The sequence below is a fragment of the Cellulomonas sp. URHE0023 genome (assembly GCF_000688475.1).
GTDB lineage: Bacteria > Actinomycetota > Actinomycetes > Actinomycetales > Cellulomonadaceae > Cellulomonas.
In genome coordinates, this window is the sequence record NZ_JIAN01000008.1 from 67,618 (window position 1) to 84,606 (window position 16,989).

General features: G+C 73.0%; 12 protein-coding genes. 6 read left to right on the top strand and 6 right to left on the bottom strand.

The window, feature by feature from the left end; genetic code table 11:
- Nucleotides 1-2 precede the first annotated feature (2 nt).
- Both N553_RS0115505 and N553_RS0115510 read right to left on the bottom strand, forming a co-directional pair.
- The gene (locus tag N553_RS0115505; protein WP_028047291.1) at nt 3-770 is read right to left on the bottom strand and encodes a class I SAM-dependent methyltransferase; all 768 of its coding nucleotides are present in this window, start codon (nt 768-770) and stop codon (nt 3-5) included.
- A gap of 20 nt (nt 771-790) precedes the next feature.
- Nucleotides 791-1,564: an SDR family NAD(P)-dependent oxidoreductase gene (locus N553_RS0115510; protein WP_028047292.1), complete on the bottom strand. Its 774-nt coding sequence runs from the start codon at nt 1,562-1,564 to the stop codon at nt 791-793.
- A 140-nt stretch (nt 1,565-1,704) separates the two neighbouring features.
- Here N553_RS0115510 and N553_RS0115515 point away from each other — a divergent pair, with 140 nt between their 5' ends.
- The 4 genes from N553_RS0115515 (at nt 1,705) to N553_RS25435 (ending at nt 10,756) form a co-directional block, all read left to right on the top strand.
- Nucleotides 1,705-2,697: a sigma-70 family RNA polymerase sigma factor gene (locus N553_RS0115515; RefSeq protein ID WP_028047293.1), complete on the top strand. Its 993-nt coding sequence runs from the start codon at nt 1,705-1,707 to the stop codon at nt 2,695-2,697.
- Nucleotides 2,698-2,780: 83 nt separating this feature from the next.
- The gene (locus N553_RS0115520) at nt 2,781-4,862 is read left to right on the top strand and encodes an ATP-dependent DNA helicase RecQ (RefSeq protein WP_028047294.1); all 2,082 of its coding nucleotides are present in this window, start codon (nt 2,781-2,783) and stop codon (nt 4,860-4,862) included.
- 649 nt (nt 4,863-5,511) lie between these two features.
- Complete coding sequence (locus N553_RS0115530; RefSeq protein ID WP_028047295.1) at nt 5,512-10,368, top strand: hypothetical protein; 4,857 nt, start codon at nt 5,512-5,514, stop codon at nt 10,366-10,368.
- 103 nt (nt 10,369-10,471) lie between these two features.
- Entirely contained in the window at nt 10,472-10,756 is a 285-nt protein-coding gene (locus N553_RS25435) for a hypothetical protein (protein ID WP_034622849.1), read from the top strand.
- Between the two features lie 76 nt (nt 10,757-10,832).
- On the opposite strand, the gene mscL is transcribed toward N553_RS25435, so the two are convergent.
- From mscL to N553_RS24780, 3 genes are all read right to left on the bottom strand, one after another.
- Nucleotides 10,833-11,363 (bottom strand): large conductance mechanosensitive channel protein MscL, encoded by a 531-nt coding sequence (gene mscL, locus N553_RS0115540; protein ID WP_081844684.1) that lies wholly within the window; start codon nt 11,361-11,363, stop codon nt 10,833-10,835.
- A 75-nt stretch (nt 11,364-11,438) separates the two neighbouring features.
- Nucleotides 11,439-12,116 (bottom strand): SAF domain-containing protein, encoded by a 678-nt coding sequence (locus tag N553_RS0115545; RefSeq protein ID WP_028047298.1) that lies wholly within the window; start codon nt 12,114-12,116, stop codon nt 11,439-11,441.
- Between the two features lie 163 nt (nt 12,117-12,279).
- Entirely contained in the window at nt 12,280-12,615 is a 336-nt protein-coding gene (locus N553_RS24780) for an FmdB family zinc ribbon protein (RefSeq protein WP_081844685.1), read from the bottom strand.
- Between the two features lie 146 nt (nt 12,616-12,761).
- Between N553_RS24780 and N553_RS0115565 the strand changes: the two genes are divergently transcribed.
- Entirely contained in the window at nt 12,762-15,329 is a 2,568-nt protein-coding gene (locus N553_RS0115565; RefSeq protein ID WP_028047299.1) for a penicillin acylase family protein, read from the top strand.
- Here the strand turns inward: N553_RS0115565 and N553_RS0115570 are convergent.
- Nucleotides 15,319-15,957, bottom strand: a complete 639-nt coding sequence (locus tag N553_RS0115570) for a 5-formyltetrahydrofolate cyclo-ligase (protein WP_028047300.1) — start codon at nt 15,955-15,957, stop codon at nt 15,319-15,321. The genes N553_RS0115565 and N553_RS0115570 overlap by 11 nt on opposite strands.
- Before the next feature lie 103 nt (nt 15,958-16,060).
- Here N553_RS0115570 and galU point away from each other — a divergent pair, with 103 nt between their 5' ends.
- Nucleotides 16,061-16,960: a UTP--glucose-1-phosphate uridylyltransferase GalU gene (gene galU / locus N553_RS0115575; RefSeq protein ID WP_028047301.1), complete on the top strand. Its 900-nt coding sequence runs from the start codon at nt 16,061-16,063 to the stop codon at nt 16,958-16,960.
- Nucleotides 16,961-16,989: the final 29 nt, after the last annotated feature.

Sequence of the window (16,989 nt, forward strand, 5' to 3'; positions counted from 1 at the left end):
GGTCAAGAGCGCGTGGCCACCCAGAGCTCCTCCGCCGGCCACTGCCGTGCCCAGTGGGCCGAGACGATCTCGTAGAACGCGTGGTCCTCGCCGTCGGCCGGCGCGTAGATCTCGTGCAACGCGTCGACCACGAACCCCGACGCCCGCAGGATCCGGATCCAGTCGCCGTGCGACGGGTGGAACTCGACCCCACCGCCGGGCCACTGCACCTTGTAGGCCTCACGCTGCCCTCGCAGCAGCTGCTCCTGCGCGACCCCCTCGTCGGCCGGGACGCACAGCGCCGACAGGTGGCTGTTGGTGAGGAAGACCAGACGTCCACCGGGGCGAAGGAGCCGGGCGGCCTCGGGCAGCCAGAGCTCGGGATCGCACCACGCGGCCGACCCGTGCTCGCTGACCACGAGGTCGGCACACCCGTCGGCCAACGGGACCCGCTGCGCGTCTCCCTGCACGAGCGGGAACACCGGCCCGTGCCGGCGCTGCAGCCGTCGGGCGGTGGCCAGCTGCTCGCCCGAGAGGTCCACGGCCACGGTGCGAGCGCCGGCCCGGGCGAGCCACGCCGAGAAGTAGGCGGTCCCGCTGGCCAGCTCGACGACGTCCCGGTCGCGCACGTCGCCCAGGACCGCGAGGTCGCGCTCCGGGACCGCGAACAGCCCCCACACGACCTCGGGTCGGGCCCACATCTCATCAGCTGCGGCGTCGGTGAACCGCTCGTTCATGAGCGACCACAGCGCACGGTTCAACGCGGTCTCGGCGGTTCGCTCGTCGGGCACGTGCCGACCCTAGGCCGTGCTCAGTCGTCGAGGCTGCCCATCGTCAGGTTGACCGTGGTCCCCGTCATCCCGCTCGCCCTGTCCGACGCCATGAACACCGCCACGTCCGCCACCTCCGGCAGCGTCATGACGCGCTTCGGGTGGGTCGTGCTGGCGAGGTACGCCTGGAACTGCTCCCAGGTGGATCCGGCACCCTTGAGCCTCCACACATCCCGCATGGACTCCGTCTCGGGGATGCCGTGCGGCCGGACACCGACCACGCGCAGCCCGTGCGGTGCGAGCTCGGCAGACAGGCTCCGGGTGAGTGCCTCCTTGGCGGCGTGCGCCGGACCGTAGCCCCCGACGAGCACGCTGCCCGCCCGGGACGGGAGTGCCGTGACGGTCATGATCACGCCCGACCCGTTCGGCACCATCCGCCGGGCGGCCTGCTGCGCGGTGAGGAAGTACGAGCGGGCGTACCCGACCACGGGGAGCAGGAACCGTTCGGCGTCCAGGTCGATCAGGGGTGTCCCGACGATCCCGTCGTCGTCGATGCCGACGGCGTTGAAGGAGACGTCGACGCGGCCCTCCGCGGCGACCACCCGGTCCAGGTGGTCCTGGATCGCCAGCTCATCGAGGGCGTCGACCGCGGCGACATCCGCACCCTCGATGTCTCGTGCCACCTCCTCGACGGATCCCTCCTTGCGCCCCGTGAGGTACAGCCGGGCGCCCTCGGCGGCGGCAGCCCGGGCGATCGCGCCACCGATCGCGCCTCCGGCCCCGTAGACGACCATGACCTTGTCCTTGAGCAGCATCGTGCGGTTCCTCTCGCTCGCGGCCGGTGGAGCCCGGCCGTCGAGGAGGTAGAGGTCCCGCGTACCTGAGACTGGGCGGTGCGGGACCGCCCAGTTTCGGGTCGGGCCGGTGTCCACCCATCGACGACGAAGGAGGATCTGTGGCGGAGGCTGACCTGCTGACCCGTGCGCGGGCCGGCGACGGCGACGCGTTCCAGGAGCTGACCGGGCCGCACCGGCGAGAGCTGCACGTGCACTGCTACCGGATGCTCGGCTCGCTCCAGGATGCCGAGGACGCCCTCCAGGACACGCTGCTGAGCGCGTGGCAGGGGCTCGCCGGGTTCGAGGGGCGCGCGTCGCTGCGCACGTGGCTCTACCGGATCGCGACCAACCGCTGCCTGAACGTGCGTCGGTCGGCCGCACGGCGCGCGCCGGGCGACTGGAATGTCCCGGGTGTCGAGCCGCCGGAGCCGACGAGGCTCGGCGAGGTGGTCTGGCTCCAGCCCTACCCCGACGACCTCCTCGATGACGCCGAGCCGGGCCCCGAGGCGCGCTACGAGCAGACGGAGTCGATCTCTCTCGCGTTCGTCACCGCCCTGCAGGTCCTGCCTGCGCGCCAGCTCGCGGTGCTCGTGCTGCGTGACGTCCTCGGGTTCCACGCCGACGAGGTGGCGGGCATGCTCGACACGACCGTCTCGTCGGTGACCAGTGCGCTCAAGCGTGCACGCGCGAGCCTCGCCGTCCGCCGCCCGCGTGACGGGGCCCAGCCTGTCGACGACGCCTTCGTCGCGCGGTTCGTCACGGCGTACGAGGCGGGCGACCTCGACTCGGTCGTCGCTCTCCTGACCGACGACGTGGTCGTCTCGATGCCGCCCATGCCGTTCGAGTACGTCGGCCGGCAGAGCGCCGCCGATTTCTGCGCGAGCATCTTCGGGGCCGGCCGCCGGTTCGACCTCGTGCCCGCGCAGGCCAACGGACAGCTCGCGTTCGGCACCTACCTGCGGGGTGCAGGCGCGCCGCGTCCCGGCGTGGGCCTGCTGGTGCTCGAGGTCGACGGGGGCCGGATCAGCGCCATGACCCGGTTCGACAGCACCGTCCTGCCATGGTTCGGCCTCCCGCCTCAGCTGGGCGTTGCCTCATCGAGAACCGCCTGAACGACGGCACGGAACGGTGCCGCGCCGCTGCGGACGCGCTCGAGACGTGCAGCGGTGTCTGCGGCGGCTGGGAGGGTAGGGGCGTGAGCGAGACGACGTACGACGACGCCCTGACCGTCCTGAGGCGGCTCGTGGGCAACCCGGCCGCGACGTTCCATGACGGGCAGTACGAGGCGATCGAGCAGCTCGTCGACGAGCACCGGCGGGCGCTCGTGGTGCAGCGGACCGGGTGGGGCAAGTCAGCGGTGTACTTCGTCGCCACGATGCTGCTGCGCGCACGGGGCGCCGGTCCGACGGTCCTGGTGTCGCCTCTGCTCGCTCTGATGCGCGACCAGGTGGCGGCCGCCGAGCGGGCCGGCGTCCGGGCGGTCGCGATCAACTCGACCAACGCGCACGAGTGGGACTCGCTCCTGGCGTCGCTGGCCGCCGACGAGGTGGATGTGCTGCTCGTCTCGCCCGAGCGGCTCAACAACCCGTCGTTCCGTGACACCCAGCTGCCGGCGCTCGTCGAGCGGCTCGGCATGCTCGTCGTCGACGAGGCCCACTGCATCAGCGACTGGGGCCACGACTTCCGCCCCGACTACCGCCGCCTGCGGGACCTCATCTCGGTGATGCCGGCGGGTGTCCCGGTGCTGGCGACGACGGCCACGGCCAACGCGCGGGTCGTCGCGGACGTCGCCGAGCAGCTCGGAGGTGCATCGGTCCTGACCATCCGCGGGCCGCTGGCACGGACGTCCCTGCGCCTGGGCGTGCTGCGGCTCCCCGACGCCAGGACGCGGCTCGGCTGGCTGCTCAGCCACCTTGCTGACCTGCCCGGCTCCGGGATCATCTACACCCTCACCGTCTCGGCCGCCGAGGACACGGCGCGCCTGCTGCGCGAGGCCGGCCACGAGGTCCGCGCCTACACGGGGCAGACGGATCCTGCGGAACGCGAGGACCTGGAGGCCGCGCTCAAGGGCAACGCGGTCAAGGCTCTGGTCGCCACGAGCGCGCTCGGGATGGGCTTCGACAAGCCGGACCTGGGCTTCGTCCTGCACCTCGGGGCGCCCTCCTCGCCGGTCGCCTACTACCAGCAGGTCGGCCGCGCCGGCCGCGCCACGGAGTCCGCGGACGTGCTGCTGCTGCCCGGCCCCGAGGACCGCGACATCTGGCAGTACTTCGCGACGGCGTCGATGCCGTCCCAGGAGCGTGCGTCGCGGGTGCTGGCGGAGCTGGCGGACGGCTCGGTCCTGTCGACGCCCGCCCTCGAGGCGCTCGTCAACGTCCGTCGGACGCAGCTGGAGCTGCTGCTCAAGGTGCTCGACGTCGACGGCGCCGTGACCCGGGTGCGAGGCGGCTGGACCTCGACGGGCCGGCCCTGGACCTATGACGCGGAGCGCTACGCCCGCATCGCGGCCGCCCGCACCGCCGAGCAGCAGCACATGCTCGAGTACGAGCGCACCGACGGCTGCCGCATGGAGTTCCTGCAGCGCTCGCTCGACGACGCCACCGCGGCCCCCTGCGGTCGCTGCGACTCGTGCGCGGGTGCGTGGTACCCGGCCTCGGTGGCTTCGGCGGCGGCCGACTCTGCTGCGAAGGCGATCGACCGCGTCGGCGTCCCCATCGAGCCCCGTGCGCAGTGGCCGGCCGGGGTGGAACGGCTCGGTGTCCGAGGTCGGATCGCCGCGGGCGACCGCGCGTCCGAGGGCCGGGCGCTCGCCCGGCTGACGGACCTGGGGTGGGGGAGCGTCCTTCGGTCGGTGCTCGCGGCCGGCGCTCCCGACGCCCCCGTCACCCGGGCCGTGCTCGACGGATGTGTACGGGTGCTCGCGCAGTGGGACTGGGACGAGCGACCGACGTCGGTGGTCGCGATGCCGTCGCGCGGGCGGCCCGTGCTCGTCGACTCGCTCGCGCGCGGGCTGGCCGAGATCGGGCGCCTGCCCTACGCGGGTGCGCTGTCCCTGGTCGACGGGGGACCGGTGGGCGAGCCGGGCGGCAGCAGCGCGTTCCGCCTGGCCGCGGTCTGGGAGCGGTTCGACGCGTCGGCGCTGACTCTCGCGCCCGGCCCCGTCCTGCTCGTCGACGACCTGGTGGACAGTCGATGGACCGTGACGGTCGCGGCCCGTGCGCTGCGGGCCTCGGGTGCGAGTGCGGTGCTGCCGTTCGCGCTCGCGCTGCGCGGTTGAGGATCCGTCTCGAGGAGCGACCGGCCGCGCGCTTTGCGACCGGCGTTCGCGGCTCGTCGCCGAGACGCGAGCGTGCGGCGGCTCCTCCCGGGAGCGGTGCCGGCTCGACCGACCCGAGGCTGATGCTGGCCGAGGTGCCCAAGGTCATAGCCCTGGCAGTGTCGGGCGGGCTCGAGGTCCCCGTCCGGGAGGTCGCGCTGCAGGACGTCGAGGGTGCGTGGTCGTCGTCGGACCGTCTCGTCGTCGTCATGTGACGCCTCGCGCGACGACGCGTGCGGCGCGGCCCCGCACGCGGCCGGCGGCCGAATCTCGACCCGGTCCCGCGCAATAATCACGTGATGGCGCCTACGACTCATTTCGTCGCAGGAATGACACGGGAACACCTCCGGGTTCCGCGTAATCGTGCGGATCAACGCGTGACGCGTCACGTTGATAAATCACCCGTCCGAGGCGACTGGACGGTTGACCAGGAGGGTTTTCTGCAGCAAACTCATCACCGACGGTGCGTATCGCCTGCCCCCTGCGCGGTGCGCACCGTCTTAGCTTCCGAAGGGCGCGGCGGATCATCTGATCCGGTCCGCGCCCTTCGTGCGTCCGGCCACGGCGCGCCCTCCCCGGTCCGCACGAGGTCCGCGGTTAGCGTTCGAACGTGACCGTCCCCGCGCGCTCCTCCGGCTCGGGGCCCGACCAGGCTCCCGACTCCGCCATCGACCTCGACGACGCCGCCGAGGCGGCCGTCGACGTCCAGATCGCCCTCGTCGAGCCCCCCAGTCCCGCCGAGATCCTCGAGAGTGCCGTCGCGACGTGGCGTGCGGCTCTCGTCGAGGCGGCGGGCGGTTCGACGCTGGTCGACGTCGAGCTGCTCGGCGAGGCGGCGCTCGACCTGTCGGCGGCGCACCCGTCCGGGATCTCACAGCTCTTCGCGGGGCGCGAGACACGGCTGTCCAACCTCGTCCGTGAGGGTGCCGCGCTGTCCACCGCGCGCCGCCGCGCCCGTGCCGTCTCCGCGCGCGCCGCGGTCTACGCGCAGCGCTACGGCATCCTGCCCACCTCGCTCGCGATCGGCGTCGCCACCTGGACCGAGCGGACCACACCGGACGTCGCCACCGACGACGTCGCCGCACTCGCGACGATCACCCGGCAGCGGGAGCAGTCAGGGATCGAGCAGCCGGAGGCCGCACCTCGCACCGTGCGCGCACCCGTCCTGCTGCGGCCCGTGAGCCTGAAGGCTCGAGGGTCGGGCGAGAGCGACTACGAGCTGGCGCTCGAGCCGTCGCTCGAGGTGAACCCGGTCCTCGCGCGCGCCCTGCGCTCTCGTGGCGCGCTCCTCGATCCTGCCGCCGTCGCCCGTGGGACGTTCACTTCCAACGGGTTCGACCCGCGAGGCGCGCTCCAGCGGCTCGCATCGCTCGGCGAGGCCGTGCTCGACGACTTCACGCTCACCGAGCGGGTCGTGGTGGGCACGTTCGTGCACCCGGGCCAGATCCTGGTGGACGACCTGGACAACCTCTCCGGCACGCTCGAGCGGCACGAGGTCGTCGCGGCCCTCGCGGGCATCGACGGTGACCTCCGTCGGCCGCTGCCCGCGCCGGTGCCGGGTGACCGGGATCCGGTGCTCGAACGCGGCGTCGGGGACCTCGACCCGGCTCAGCAGCATGTCCTCGACGTCGTCGCCACAGGCACCCACCTGTTCGTCGACACCCCGGCGGGCGCCGACGTGACAGGCACCCTGGCTGCCCTGGTCGCTGATGCCGCCGCCTCCGGCCGCACCGTCCTGTACGTGCCGGGCCACCGCCGCGCGGCGACCGCCCTGGCCTCCCGCCTCACCTCCCTCGGCCTGGGTGACCTGCTGCTCGACGTCGCGCCCGATGCCGGCTGGCGGTCGGCGATCTCGCGCAGGCTGCTCGGTGCCATGACGCTGGAGGCGCCGGCCGTCGACGCCCACGGTGTCATCGCGCTGCGGTCCTCGCTCGTCGCCGAGCGCGAGCGGCTGCGGGCCTACGTCGACGCCCTGCACGTCGAGCGTCCGCCGTGGGGTGTGTCCGCGTACGACGCGCTCCAGCAGCTCGCACGGCTGACGTCGACCCGCCCGACGCCCAAGACGACCGTGCGCCTGACTGCGGACGTCGCCCGCGTCCTTGACGCGCAGCGCCGGGTCGAGCTGACCGCCGACCTCGTGCGTGCCGGGGAGCTCGGTGCGTTCCAGGTCCGCCCGACGGACACCCCGTGGTACGGCGCCGACCTGCGCACCCGCGCGGACGCCGACAACGCCGTGCGCCGTCTGGAGCGGCTCCTCGACGGGACGCTGCCGGCCCTGGTCGAGCGGACGGCGCAGGTGGCCGCCGAGACCGGTCTGGTGCAGGCGACCACGGTGAACGCGTGGGCCGAGCAGCTCGGCATGCTGGACGGGGTCCGCGCGGCGCTCGACGTGTTCCAGCCGATCGTGTTCGAGCGCACCGCCGCTGACCTCGTCGCCGCGACGGCCTCGAAGCAGTGGCGCGAGCAGCACGACGTGCCCATGGGCTACTGGGTGCGCCGACGACTGCGCAAGCAGTCCAAGGACATGCTCCGTCCAGGGCGCCCGATCGCCGACCTGCACGCCGCGCTGCTCGAGGTCCAGGCCCAGCGCGAGGTCTGGCAGGCGCACTGCCCGTCGGGCGGATGGCCGCGGCTTCCGGACGGCCTCGAGCTCATCGAGGAGGAGTTCGCCGCCGTGCGGGCAGACCTCGACGCGCTCGACGAGGTGCTCGCGGGCACACCCCTCGGCGCTCGACTCTCGACGCTTCCCTTCGCCGCGCTGCAGGAGCGGCTCACCCGGCTCCGCGCCGACGTCTCCGCCCTGGAGACCCTGCCCGACCGCACCGGCCTGCTGCACCGGCTGCGCAACGCGGGGCTCGCGCCGCTGGTCGAGGACCTGGCGTCCCGTCGGGTCGACCCGGCTCTGGCACCGGCGGAGCTCGACCTCGCGTGGTGGAGCACGGTGATCGAGCAGATCCTGGCCGACGACCCGGCGCTCGCCGGCTACGACGGCACCGCGCTGGGTGCCCTGTCGGCGCACTACGCCGCACTCGACCGCGCGCACGTCGACAGCCTCTCCGGACCGGTCCTGACGTCGGTCGTCGGGCACATCGGCGCGGCCCTGCGTCAGCACCGGGACCAGGCGGAGGCCCTGTTCGCCGACCTCGTCGAGGAGCGGCTCACGACGCTGCGCGACACGGTGACGCGCCACCCCGACGTGGCCCGCCGACTGCGCCCGGTGATCGCCGCGAGCCCGATGCTCGTCCCGCAGGTCCTTCCGCCGACGCGGACCGTGGACCTGGTCGTCCTGGACTCCGCCGCGCACCTGCCTGTCGAGGTGGCGCTGGCCGCGATCGCCCGCGGTCGCCAGGTCGTCGTCCTCGGGGACGCCCGCTGCGCGTCCAGCACCGCGGTGCGTGCCCTCGCCGACGTCCTGCCCTCGGTCGCCCTGCTCGCCGGTGCTTCCCGTCGCGACCCCTACCTCACCGCGTTCCTCGCGGCCCACGGCTACGCCGGTGTGCTGCGCCCGACGCCGCTGCCCGAGCACCGGCCGCTCGTCCACCTCGACGTCGTCGACGGCACCGGGATGCCGGACCGGGCCACCGGGATCATCGACTCGACACGCGAGGAGGTCGAGCACGTCGTCGAGCTCGTCCTGACGCACGCGCTCCTGCGTCCCGACGAGTCGCTCGCCGTCATCACCGCGACGGCAGGACATGCCGAGGCCGTTCGTGAGGCCGTGCTCGGCGAGGTCCGCGCCAACCTGGCCCTGGCAGCGTTCTTCGACGCCGGCCGTGCCGAGCCGTTCGTCGTCACGGACCTGCCGAACGTCGCCGGGCTCCGCCGTGAGGCCATCATCTTCTCGGTCGGCCTGGGCCGGACCCCGCACAGGCGCGTGCTGCACAGCTTCGGGCCGATCTCCGCCCCCGGTGGTGACGCCCTGCTGCTCGACGGGCTCGGGTCCACCCGGCACCGGCTCACGGTCGTGTCGTGCTTCGGGGCCGACGACCTCGACCCGGCCCGGCTGCGCGGAGCGGGTCCGCAGCTGCTCGCCGACCTGCTCTCGTTCGCCGGCCGTCGTTCCGCAGGGTCAGCGGACGCAGACCTGGTGACCCCTCGGTTCGTGTCGACGGAGTCCACGGTCGCGCTGGCCGTCGCGCCGGGCTCGGTCGCCGACTCGGTCGTGGTCGAGTCTCCCGAGCCCGACCGGCTGCTCCTGGACATCGCCGAGCGACTGTGGAAGCACGGTCTGCTGGTCGAGGCCAACCACGGGATCCCCGGGGGCGAGCGCATCCCCCTGGTCGTCGGCCATCCCGACCTGCCCGACGAGATGCTCGTCGCGGTCCTCACCGACGACGCCGAGTACACCGCGGAGCCCAGCGTGCGGGTTCGGGACCGCCTCACGGCCGACCGCCTCGAGCGCGTGGGGTGGTCCGTCGTCCGGGTCTGGTCGGCCGCCGCCTTCATCGACCCGCAGGCCGAGGTCGACCGCATCCGACGCGCCGTCCACGCCCGTGTGCCCGCACCCGCGAGCCCGCGCAGCGGCCCGCTGCACCTCGGCCTCCCGGGCGTGCTGGACGAGTCCGACGAGGCCGACGACCTGCCGACCGCTGCTCCGTCGGCCACCACCCCGGCGAACACCGACGATGCGCCGGCCGCGCCTGCGTCGGTCACCACACCGGCGGACGCCGACGACGCGCCGGTGGCTGGCACCGCACCGACGGACGAGATGGGTACCGCGACGCCGGCTCCAGACCTCGCACCCGTCGACGCGACCCCTCCCGTCGACGGCGATACCGCTGCTGAGGCGCCGTCCGCGGCCGAGGCCGCACCTTCGTCCGCAGCCGACGAGAGCGCCGTGGTCACGGCTTCCGATTCGGCGCAGCCCGACGGTGCCGTGACCTCGGCGTCCGGTCAGCTGCCCGTCCACCCGGACGGGTCGGTGTCGACGGACTCGGGTGCGTTCGCCTCGCACCCCGACGACGTGGACCGGCCCGACTCGGGCCCGGTCCGATCCGTCCCGGCACACCCGGTCCTCGTCGACTCGGTCCTCACCGGCTCGCTGAGCGCCGCGGCAGTGCGAGCCGCCGCCGCCCGTCCGCCGGAGGTCTCCGCGCCGGTCTCGCGTGCCGCCCACAATGCGCCGCGCACGGGCGTGGTCGAGGCCCCGGGGGCGAGCGAGGCCCGCGCCGAGCGACCGACGAGTGCGTCGGCGCCCGACGGAACGGACGAGCAGCCCGCGGTTCGTCCCTTCCAGCTCGCATTGGCCGTGCCGACCCGGGAGCGTCCCGACGTCCGCAAGGGCCTGCCGATCGGCGCCTACAGCGACGACCAGCTGGACGAGCTCGTCGCCTGGCTCCGCTCGGACGAGCAGGAGCGCACGCGCGAGCAGCTGGCGGCCGCACTGCGTGACGAGCTCGGCGTGACCCGGCGCTCGTACCGCATCGACACGGCCGTCCGCTCGGCCATCGCGCGCGCCCTGTCCTGACCTGCGGGTGCCCCGCGTGGCGTGGTGCTGACGCACGTCTCGGGACCAGGCCACCGGTCCCACCGCGCGCCGCAGGCGTCAGCGGGGGTGGGATCATCTCGGTGTGGCAGCGAACGGTGATGCGCAGGACGGCCGGCTCGTGAAGAGGTCGCGGCGCGCCGTCCGGCAGGCGGGGACCGTCGGCGGCGACGACGTGAACCTCGTCTCGGTGCACCCCGCCCTGCCCGACCAGTCGGCCACTGCCCCGACGCCCGCGACCCCGAGCGGCGCGACGGTTCGCAACGGGAGCCTGGACCGCAGCGCGGACGACTCCGACGTCGGGTGGGGCGAGCGTGAACCCGGTTCCAACGACGACCGGCTGTCGACCGACAAGCCGCCGCACTGGTGATCCGGCCGGGAACCCCGGAACCGGAACGCACCTCGGCGGCACGCGACACGACGTGCCGCCCGAGGTGCAGGCAGCGTCAGCTCGAGGGTGGCGCCGACGGCGGGACCGGACCGCGAGCGCCGGGGGAGTCCGGAGCGGCGTCGTTGGTGACCGCACGCGAGGGACGGGCCGCCAGCAGGTCGCGGATCTCCTGAAGCAGAAGGATGTCCTCGGCAGGTGCGGTGGGCTCCTCCTCGAGGCCCTGCTTGCGACGGTTCGCGAGTGCGTTGAGCGGCAGGACGACCAAGAAGTAGACCGAGGCTGCGGTGATCAGGAACAGGATGAGCGCCTGCAGGATCAGGCCGATCGAGAAGTGCGAGCCGTTCCACGTCCACGAGAAGGTGTTGCTCAGGTCGCCCTTCCCGAAGATGGCGGCGATCAGTGGTCCGATCAGACCGTTGACGATCGACGAGACGACGGCGCCGAATGCGGCACCGATGACGACGCCGACCGCCAGCTCGATGGCGTTGCCGCGCGAGATGAAGTCCTTGAAGCCCTGGAAGACCTTGGCTGTGCCGTGCAACCGGTCGCCTGCTCCGCGCAGGCCCGTCGTGATCCGATCGGTCATGGTGCTCCTCGTGGCGGGGTATCTGGTGATCCGAGCGGTGCCGCGCGGTGGTGGTCCGCGCCGTCGGGCGACCGATCATGGCACGACGACCGCGGACAGGACGGCCGATGCTGCGGCGCCCGCGAGGGCGGGAGCCTCGTCCGGGGCCACTGCGAGGAGCACGGGGACCGAGTCGTCGTCCCCGGCGTTGCCGGCCAGCAGCCCGCCAGGTGACGGTGCCCGCCGGGCGACGGGAAGGACGAGCGCACGGCGAGCGACCACCCCGCCCGGCCCGCCCTCGGCGGTTGCGGCGAGGACGTCGACGCGCATCCCGGCGGTGAGCAGGTCAGCGACGGCCGGATCGGCGAACCGGACCGTCGCGACGACCGTGCCGGGCGGACCGCGAACGTCGTCGGGGGCGATCAGGCCCGGCCCGAGCGGGCTCCCGGTGCTCAACGGCACGGCCGTCGAGGCGCCGACCGCCGCGGCCACCTCCGTCAGGACACCGTCCGGCGCGGTACCGACCGGGAAGTGAGCGATCCGCACGTCGGGCGCAGCCAGAGAGGCGCCGGCCTCGACCGCGTGGGCCGCGACGACGACGTCCACGGTCGGAGCGTCAGGTGGCCGTAGTGCGTGGGCCATCGAGCTCGCCGCGACGCCCAGGCACAGCGCGCAGACGACGAACCGGCAGCGCCAGAGCAGGATCCGCAGCCGGACAGGCAACGGGCGTGGCCGGCTGGGGAGCGGGGGTGGTCGTCCGGTGACATCGCGCATCGGCCGACCGTAGGCAAGGCCCGCGGGGGGACGGGGGGCGGTGCACCGTCGGCCCACCCGGTGCGGGCTGGGGTCGGCTCAGCGCGACCGGACGAACGCGGCGGTGGCCCGGGCCGGGGCCGGGCCGGAGAAAGTCTGGCCCAGGCCGAGACCGGAGGGAAGGTCAGGAGGAGGCGGCCGGCTTGGCAGCTGCGGGAGCGGGTGTCGAGGGCGTCGCGCTGGAGGACGTGCTCGCGGGTGCGGTCGTGGACGAGCTCGACGACGACGAGTCGGTCGTCGACGAGGTCGAGGGCGCCGGGCTCAGGGTCGAGGACTTGGCGCCGGCGCGCGCGTCGTTGCGGTAGAACCCGGAACCCTTGAACACGACGCCCACGGACGAGAACACCTTGCGCAGGCGACCGTCGCACTCGGGGCACACGGTCAGCGAGCTGTCGCTGAACGACTGGACCGCCTCGAAGGCGTGGCTGCACGCGGTGCAGGCGTAGGCATAGGTAGGCACGAGAACGTCTCCTGGCAGCTGGTCGGCGGCGCAGGCGGTGGGGAGTCGCCTGGCACTCACTACATCCGAGTGCTAATGGTAACGGCAACTGCCACCGGCACATTCCGAGCAAACAGCCCGGCCCCGGGCGAAGTACCCTCCGAAGCGTGCCTCGACGTCACCTGGTCCGTCTCTCGTTCGTCACCATCGCCGTGGTGCTCGTCATCGTCCTCGTCGGCGTCGTCGTCGCGGGGTTCGTCATGGTCCGCCGTCCGCTCCCCGAGGTCGCGGGCACGCTGGACCTGACCGGGCTGAGCGGGGACGTCACGGTGACGCGTGACGCCCGGGGGGTCCCGACGATCACGGCGCACTCGTCGCAGGACCTGTTCATGGCGCAGGGGTACGTCGCCGCACAGGACCGGTTCTTCGAGATGGACTACCGGCGGCACGTGACCTCGGGACGGCTGGCCGAGCTCGTCGGGAACGTGAAGGACGCCATCGACGCGGACAAGGTCACCCGGACCCTGGGATGGCGACGCGTCGCCGAGCAGGAGTGGGCCGAGGCGACGCCGGCGACGAAGAGTGCCCTGCAGGCCTACGCGGACGGTGTGAACGCCTACCTGGACGGCAAGCCGAAGGGCGCGATCGCGGTCGAGTACACGATCCTCGGCCTCCAGCTCGACATCCGGGACCCGGAGAAGTGGGACCCGGTGGACTCGCTGGCATGGTTGAAGGCGATGGCGTGGGACCTGCGGGGCAACTACGACGACGAGCTGGGCCGCGCGGCAGCGTTCTCCACGGTCGGTGACGTCGCCCGGGTCGACGAGCTGTACCCGGCCTACCCGCAGGACCTGAACGCGTCGATCCTGACGCGTGCTGACCTGCCGAGCAGGGTGAGCGGCGCGGCCGCGCAGACGAGCCTCGACCTCGCGGGGGACGACCTCCAGCGCGCCATGGCGAGCGCGCACGAGGCCCTGTCCGCGGTGCCGCACCTGCTCGGTGACGGTGAGGGTGTCGGATCCAACTCGTGGGTCGTCGGCGGGACCCTGACCCAGTCGGGCAAGCCTCTGCTGGCCAACGACCCGCATCTGGGGATCTCGGCGCCCGGCGTGTGGGCCCAGGTCGGTCTGCGGTGCGCAGACGTGTCGACCGCGTGCCCCTTCGACGTGTCGGGCTTCTCGTTCGCCGGCCTGCCAGGAGTCGTCATCGGCCACAACGCGCACCTCGCGTGGGGGCTGACCAACCTGGGAGCGGATGTCAGCGACTTCTTCCTGGAGAAGGTCGAGGGCGACACGACGCGGGTGGACGACTCCACGGCGCCGATCGCCGAACGCACCGAGATCATCAAGGTCAACGGCGACGACCCGATCCGGCTGCCCGTGCGGGAGACCGTGCACGGCCCGATCGTCTCGGACGTGCTCGACGTCGACCCGGTGGCGGGCGCGCCCGTACCCGACGACGCCCCGAGCGGCACGTTCGAGGTCGCGCTGTCCTGGACGGCGCTCCAGCCGAGCCGGAGCATGGAGGCCATCCTCGCCATGGACGTCGCGTCGGACGCCGACGACATCAGGGCCGCGGCCGCGCTGCTGGACGTGCCGTCGCAGAACATCGTCTTCGCGACGACGGACGGGCACATCGGCTACCAGGCGCCGGGCCGGATCCCGGTCCGTGCGGACCTCGCCGGCGGCCCGGTCCCGTCGGACGGCACCTGGCCGCGCCCGGGCTGGGACAGCGCGTACGACTGGCAGGGCTACGTCGCGGCCGACGACATGCCGCGCACGCTCGACCCCGACGACGGGTTCATCGTCACCGCGAACAACGCGGTGACCCCGGACGGCATCGGGCCGTTCCTGACCGACGACTGGGACTACGGCTACCGCGCGCAGCGGATCCGGGAGCAGATCGAGGGTGTGGTCGCGGAGCACAAGGTCACCGCCGCGGACATGAGCGCCATACAGCTCGACCAGCACAACCCGTACGCGGACGTCCTGGTCCCTGCACTGCTGGAGCAGCACCTGCCCACGGCGTTCGAGCGCGACGGGCAGGACCTCCTTCGCGGCTGGGACCACGTGCAGTCGGACGACTCGGCCGCGGCGGCGTACTTCGCGGCCGTGTGGGCGGACGTGCTGCGCTCGGCCTTCGCCGACGACCTGCCCGACGGCCACGGACCGACAGGCGGCTCTCGCTGGCTGGAGGTCGTGCGCAACCTGCTCGACGAGCCCACGTCGCCCTGGTGGGACGACAAGACGACAGCCGGAGTCGTCGAGGGGCGCGACGAGGTGCTCACCCGCTCGATGGTGTCCGCTCGGCTGAAGCTCACCGCCGAGCTCGGCCGAGATGCGACGCAGTGGCGCTGGGGGAAGCTCCACACCGCTGCACCGGAGCACCTGCTGCTCGGTGGGGTGTCGGTCCCGGGACCGGTCCGGTCGCTGGTCAACCCGTCCCCGGTCGAGGTCGGTGGTGGTTCGTCCATCGTCGACGCGACGGCGTGGGACGCGAGCACCGGCTCGTTCGGGGTCACCGCTGCGCCGTCGATGCGGATGGTCGTCGACCTGGGCGACCTCGACTCGTCGACGTGGGTGACCCTCACCGGCACGTCGGGGCATCCGGGGAGCGTGCACTACGCCGACCAGCTCGGTCCCTGGTCGCGGGGGGAGACGTTCCCGTGGCCGTTCTCCGCGGCTGCGACCGAGGCGGACGCCAGCGACGAGCTGACGCTGGTCCCTAGCTCCTGAGCCGGTGCCACCCGGCGGGTGTCGCCACGGCGTCGACCATGCGGTCGTGACGTTCGCGGGGCAGCGGACGGAGGTCGGCGTCGTAGAGCTCCTCAGGAAACACGAGAGCGACCACCGGGGTTCCCGGTCGGATGTGCTCGAGCGCCCGGTCGTACCAGCCACCGCCCTGGCCGAGGCGCGCGCCGCTCGTGTCGACGGCGAGCGCCGGTGCGATGACCACGTCGGCGTCGGCGAGCGCCTCGGGCCCGAGGGTCGGACCACCCGGCTCCGGCGGGCGTCCGGGGGCGCGCTCGCGCAGGTCGTCGGCACCCGTGTACTCCGCCCAGTCCCGTTGCAGCCCGCTGCCGAGGACCGGCATCAGGACGCGCACCCCGCGAGCGGCCAGCGCCTCGAGCAGGGCGCTGGTCCCGGGCTCCGTGGGCCGGGCCGCGTAGACGGAGACGCAGCGCGCGTCCGCGACCGCCGGGATGTTGAGGACGACGGCCGCGAGCGCCTGCGCTGCCTCGTCGCGACGCCGAGCGGAACGGATCCTGCGGGCCTCGCGGATGGCCAGCCGCAGCTGCTCCTTGACGTCCTCGACGTCAGCCCCCTCGGAGACGTGCGGATACGGCTGGGCGACGCTGCTCATGCCTCAAAGTGTCCCACTCGGGACCGCCCGCAAGATCCCCCTGTGGGTGGTTCTCGTGACGCACGCCACTGCGACGTGGCCGGACCCTCGCTATGGTCCCAAGATGACCATCAACAAGGCAGTCATCCCCGCCGCGGGTCTGGGAACGAGGTTCTTGCCCGCTACGAAGGCAACTCCCAAGGAGATGCTCCCGATCGTCGACAAGCCGGCGATCCAGTACGTCGTCGAGGAAGCGGTGCGCGCCGGCCTCGAGGACGTCCTCCTCATCACCGGTCGTTCCAAGCGCACGCTCGCCGACCACTTCGACGCCGTCCCCGAGCTCGAGGCTGCCCTGGAGGCCAAGGGCGACACGGGACGCCTGGCCAAGGTCCGGGAGTCGACAGACCTCGGGCACGTGCACTTCGTCCGGCAGGGGCAGCCCAAGGGCCTCGGTCACGCTGTCCTGCAGGCCAAGCACCACGTCGGGTCGGAGCCGTTCGCGGTCCTGCTCGGCGACGACCTGATCGACGAGCGCGACGAGCTGCTGAGCACGATGCTCGAGCTGCAGGAACGCACCGGCGGGTCGGTGATCGCGCTCCTCGAGGTGCCGCCGTCGCAGATCTCGATGTACGGGTGCGCTGCGGTCGAGCCGTTCGCCGAGGCCGCCGACCAGGACCAGGTGCGCATCACGGCGCTCGTCGAGAAGCCGGACGCCGACGAGGCGCCCAGCAACCTCGCGATCATCGGCCGGTACGTGCTCAGCCCTGCCGTGTTCGAGATCCTCGAGCGGACCGAGCCGGGACGCGGTGGCGAGATCCAGCTGACCGACGCTCTGGCGACCCTCGCCGAGCTGCCGGCCGAGCAGGGTGGCGGCGTGTACGGGGTGGTGTTCCGCGGGCGTCGGTACGACACCGGTGACCGGCTCGACTACCTCAAGGCCGTCGTGCAGATCGCGTCCGACCGGCCCGACCTCGGACCCGACTTTCGCGAGTGGCTGGCCGGATACGTCGGGAATCAGGCGTAGCGCGACGGTCGACGTGCTCCGACGGGGCA

What these genes read in the sequence shown, in the direction of transcription:
- N553_RS0115545 (WP_028047298.1), bottom strand. Translation starts at nt 12,116, where the DNA reads ATGCGCGATGTCACCGGACGACCACCCCCGCTCCCCAGCCGGCCACGC.
- N553_RS0115510 (WP_028047292.1), bottom strand. Translation starts at nt 1,564, where the DNA reads ATGCTGCTCAAGGACAAGGTCATGGTCGTCTACGGGGCCGGAGGCGCG.
- mscL (WP_081844684.1), bottom strand. Translation starts at nt 11,363, where the DNA reads ATGACCGATCGGATCACGACGGGCCTGCGCGGAGCAGGCGACCGGTTG.
- galU (WP_028047301.1), top strand. Translation starts at nt 16,061, where the DNA reads ATGACCATCAACAAGGCAGTCATCCCCGCCGCGGGTCTGGGAACGAGG.
- N553_RS0115570 (WP_028047300.1), bottom strand. Translation starts at nt 15,957, where the DNA reads ATGAGCAGCGTCGCCCAGCCGTATCCGCACGTCTCCGAGGGGGCTGAC.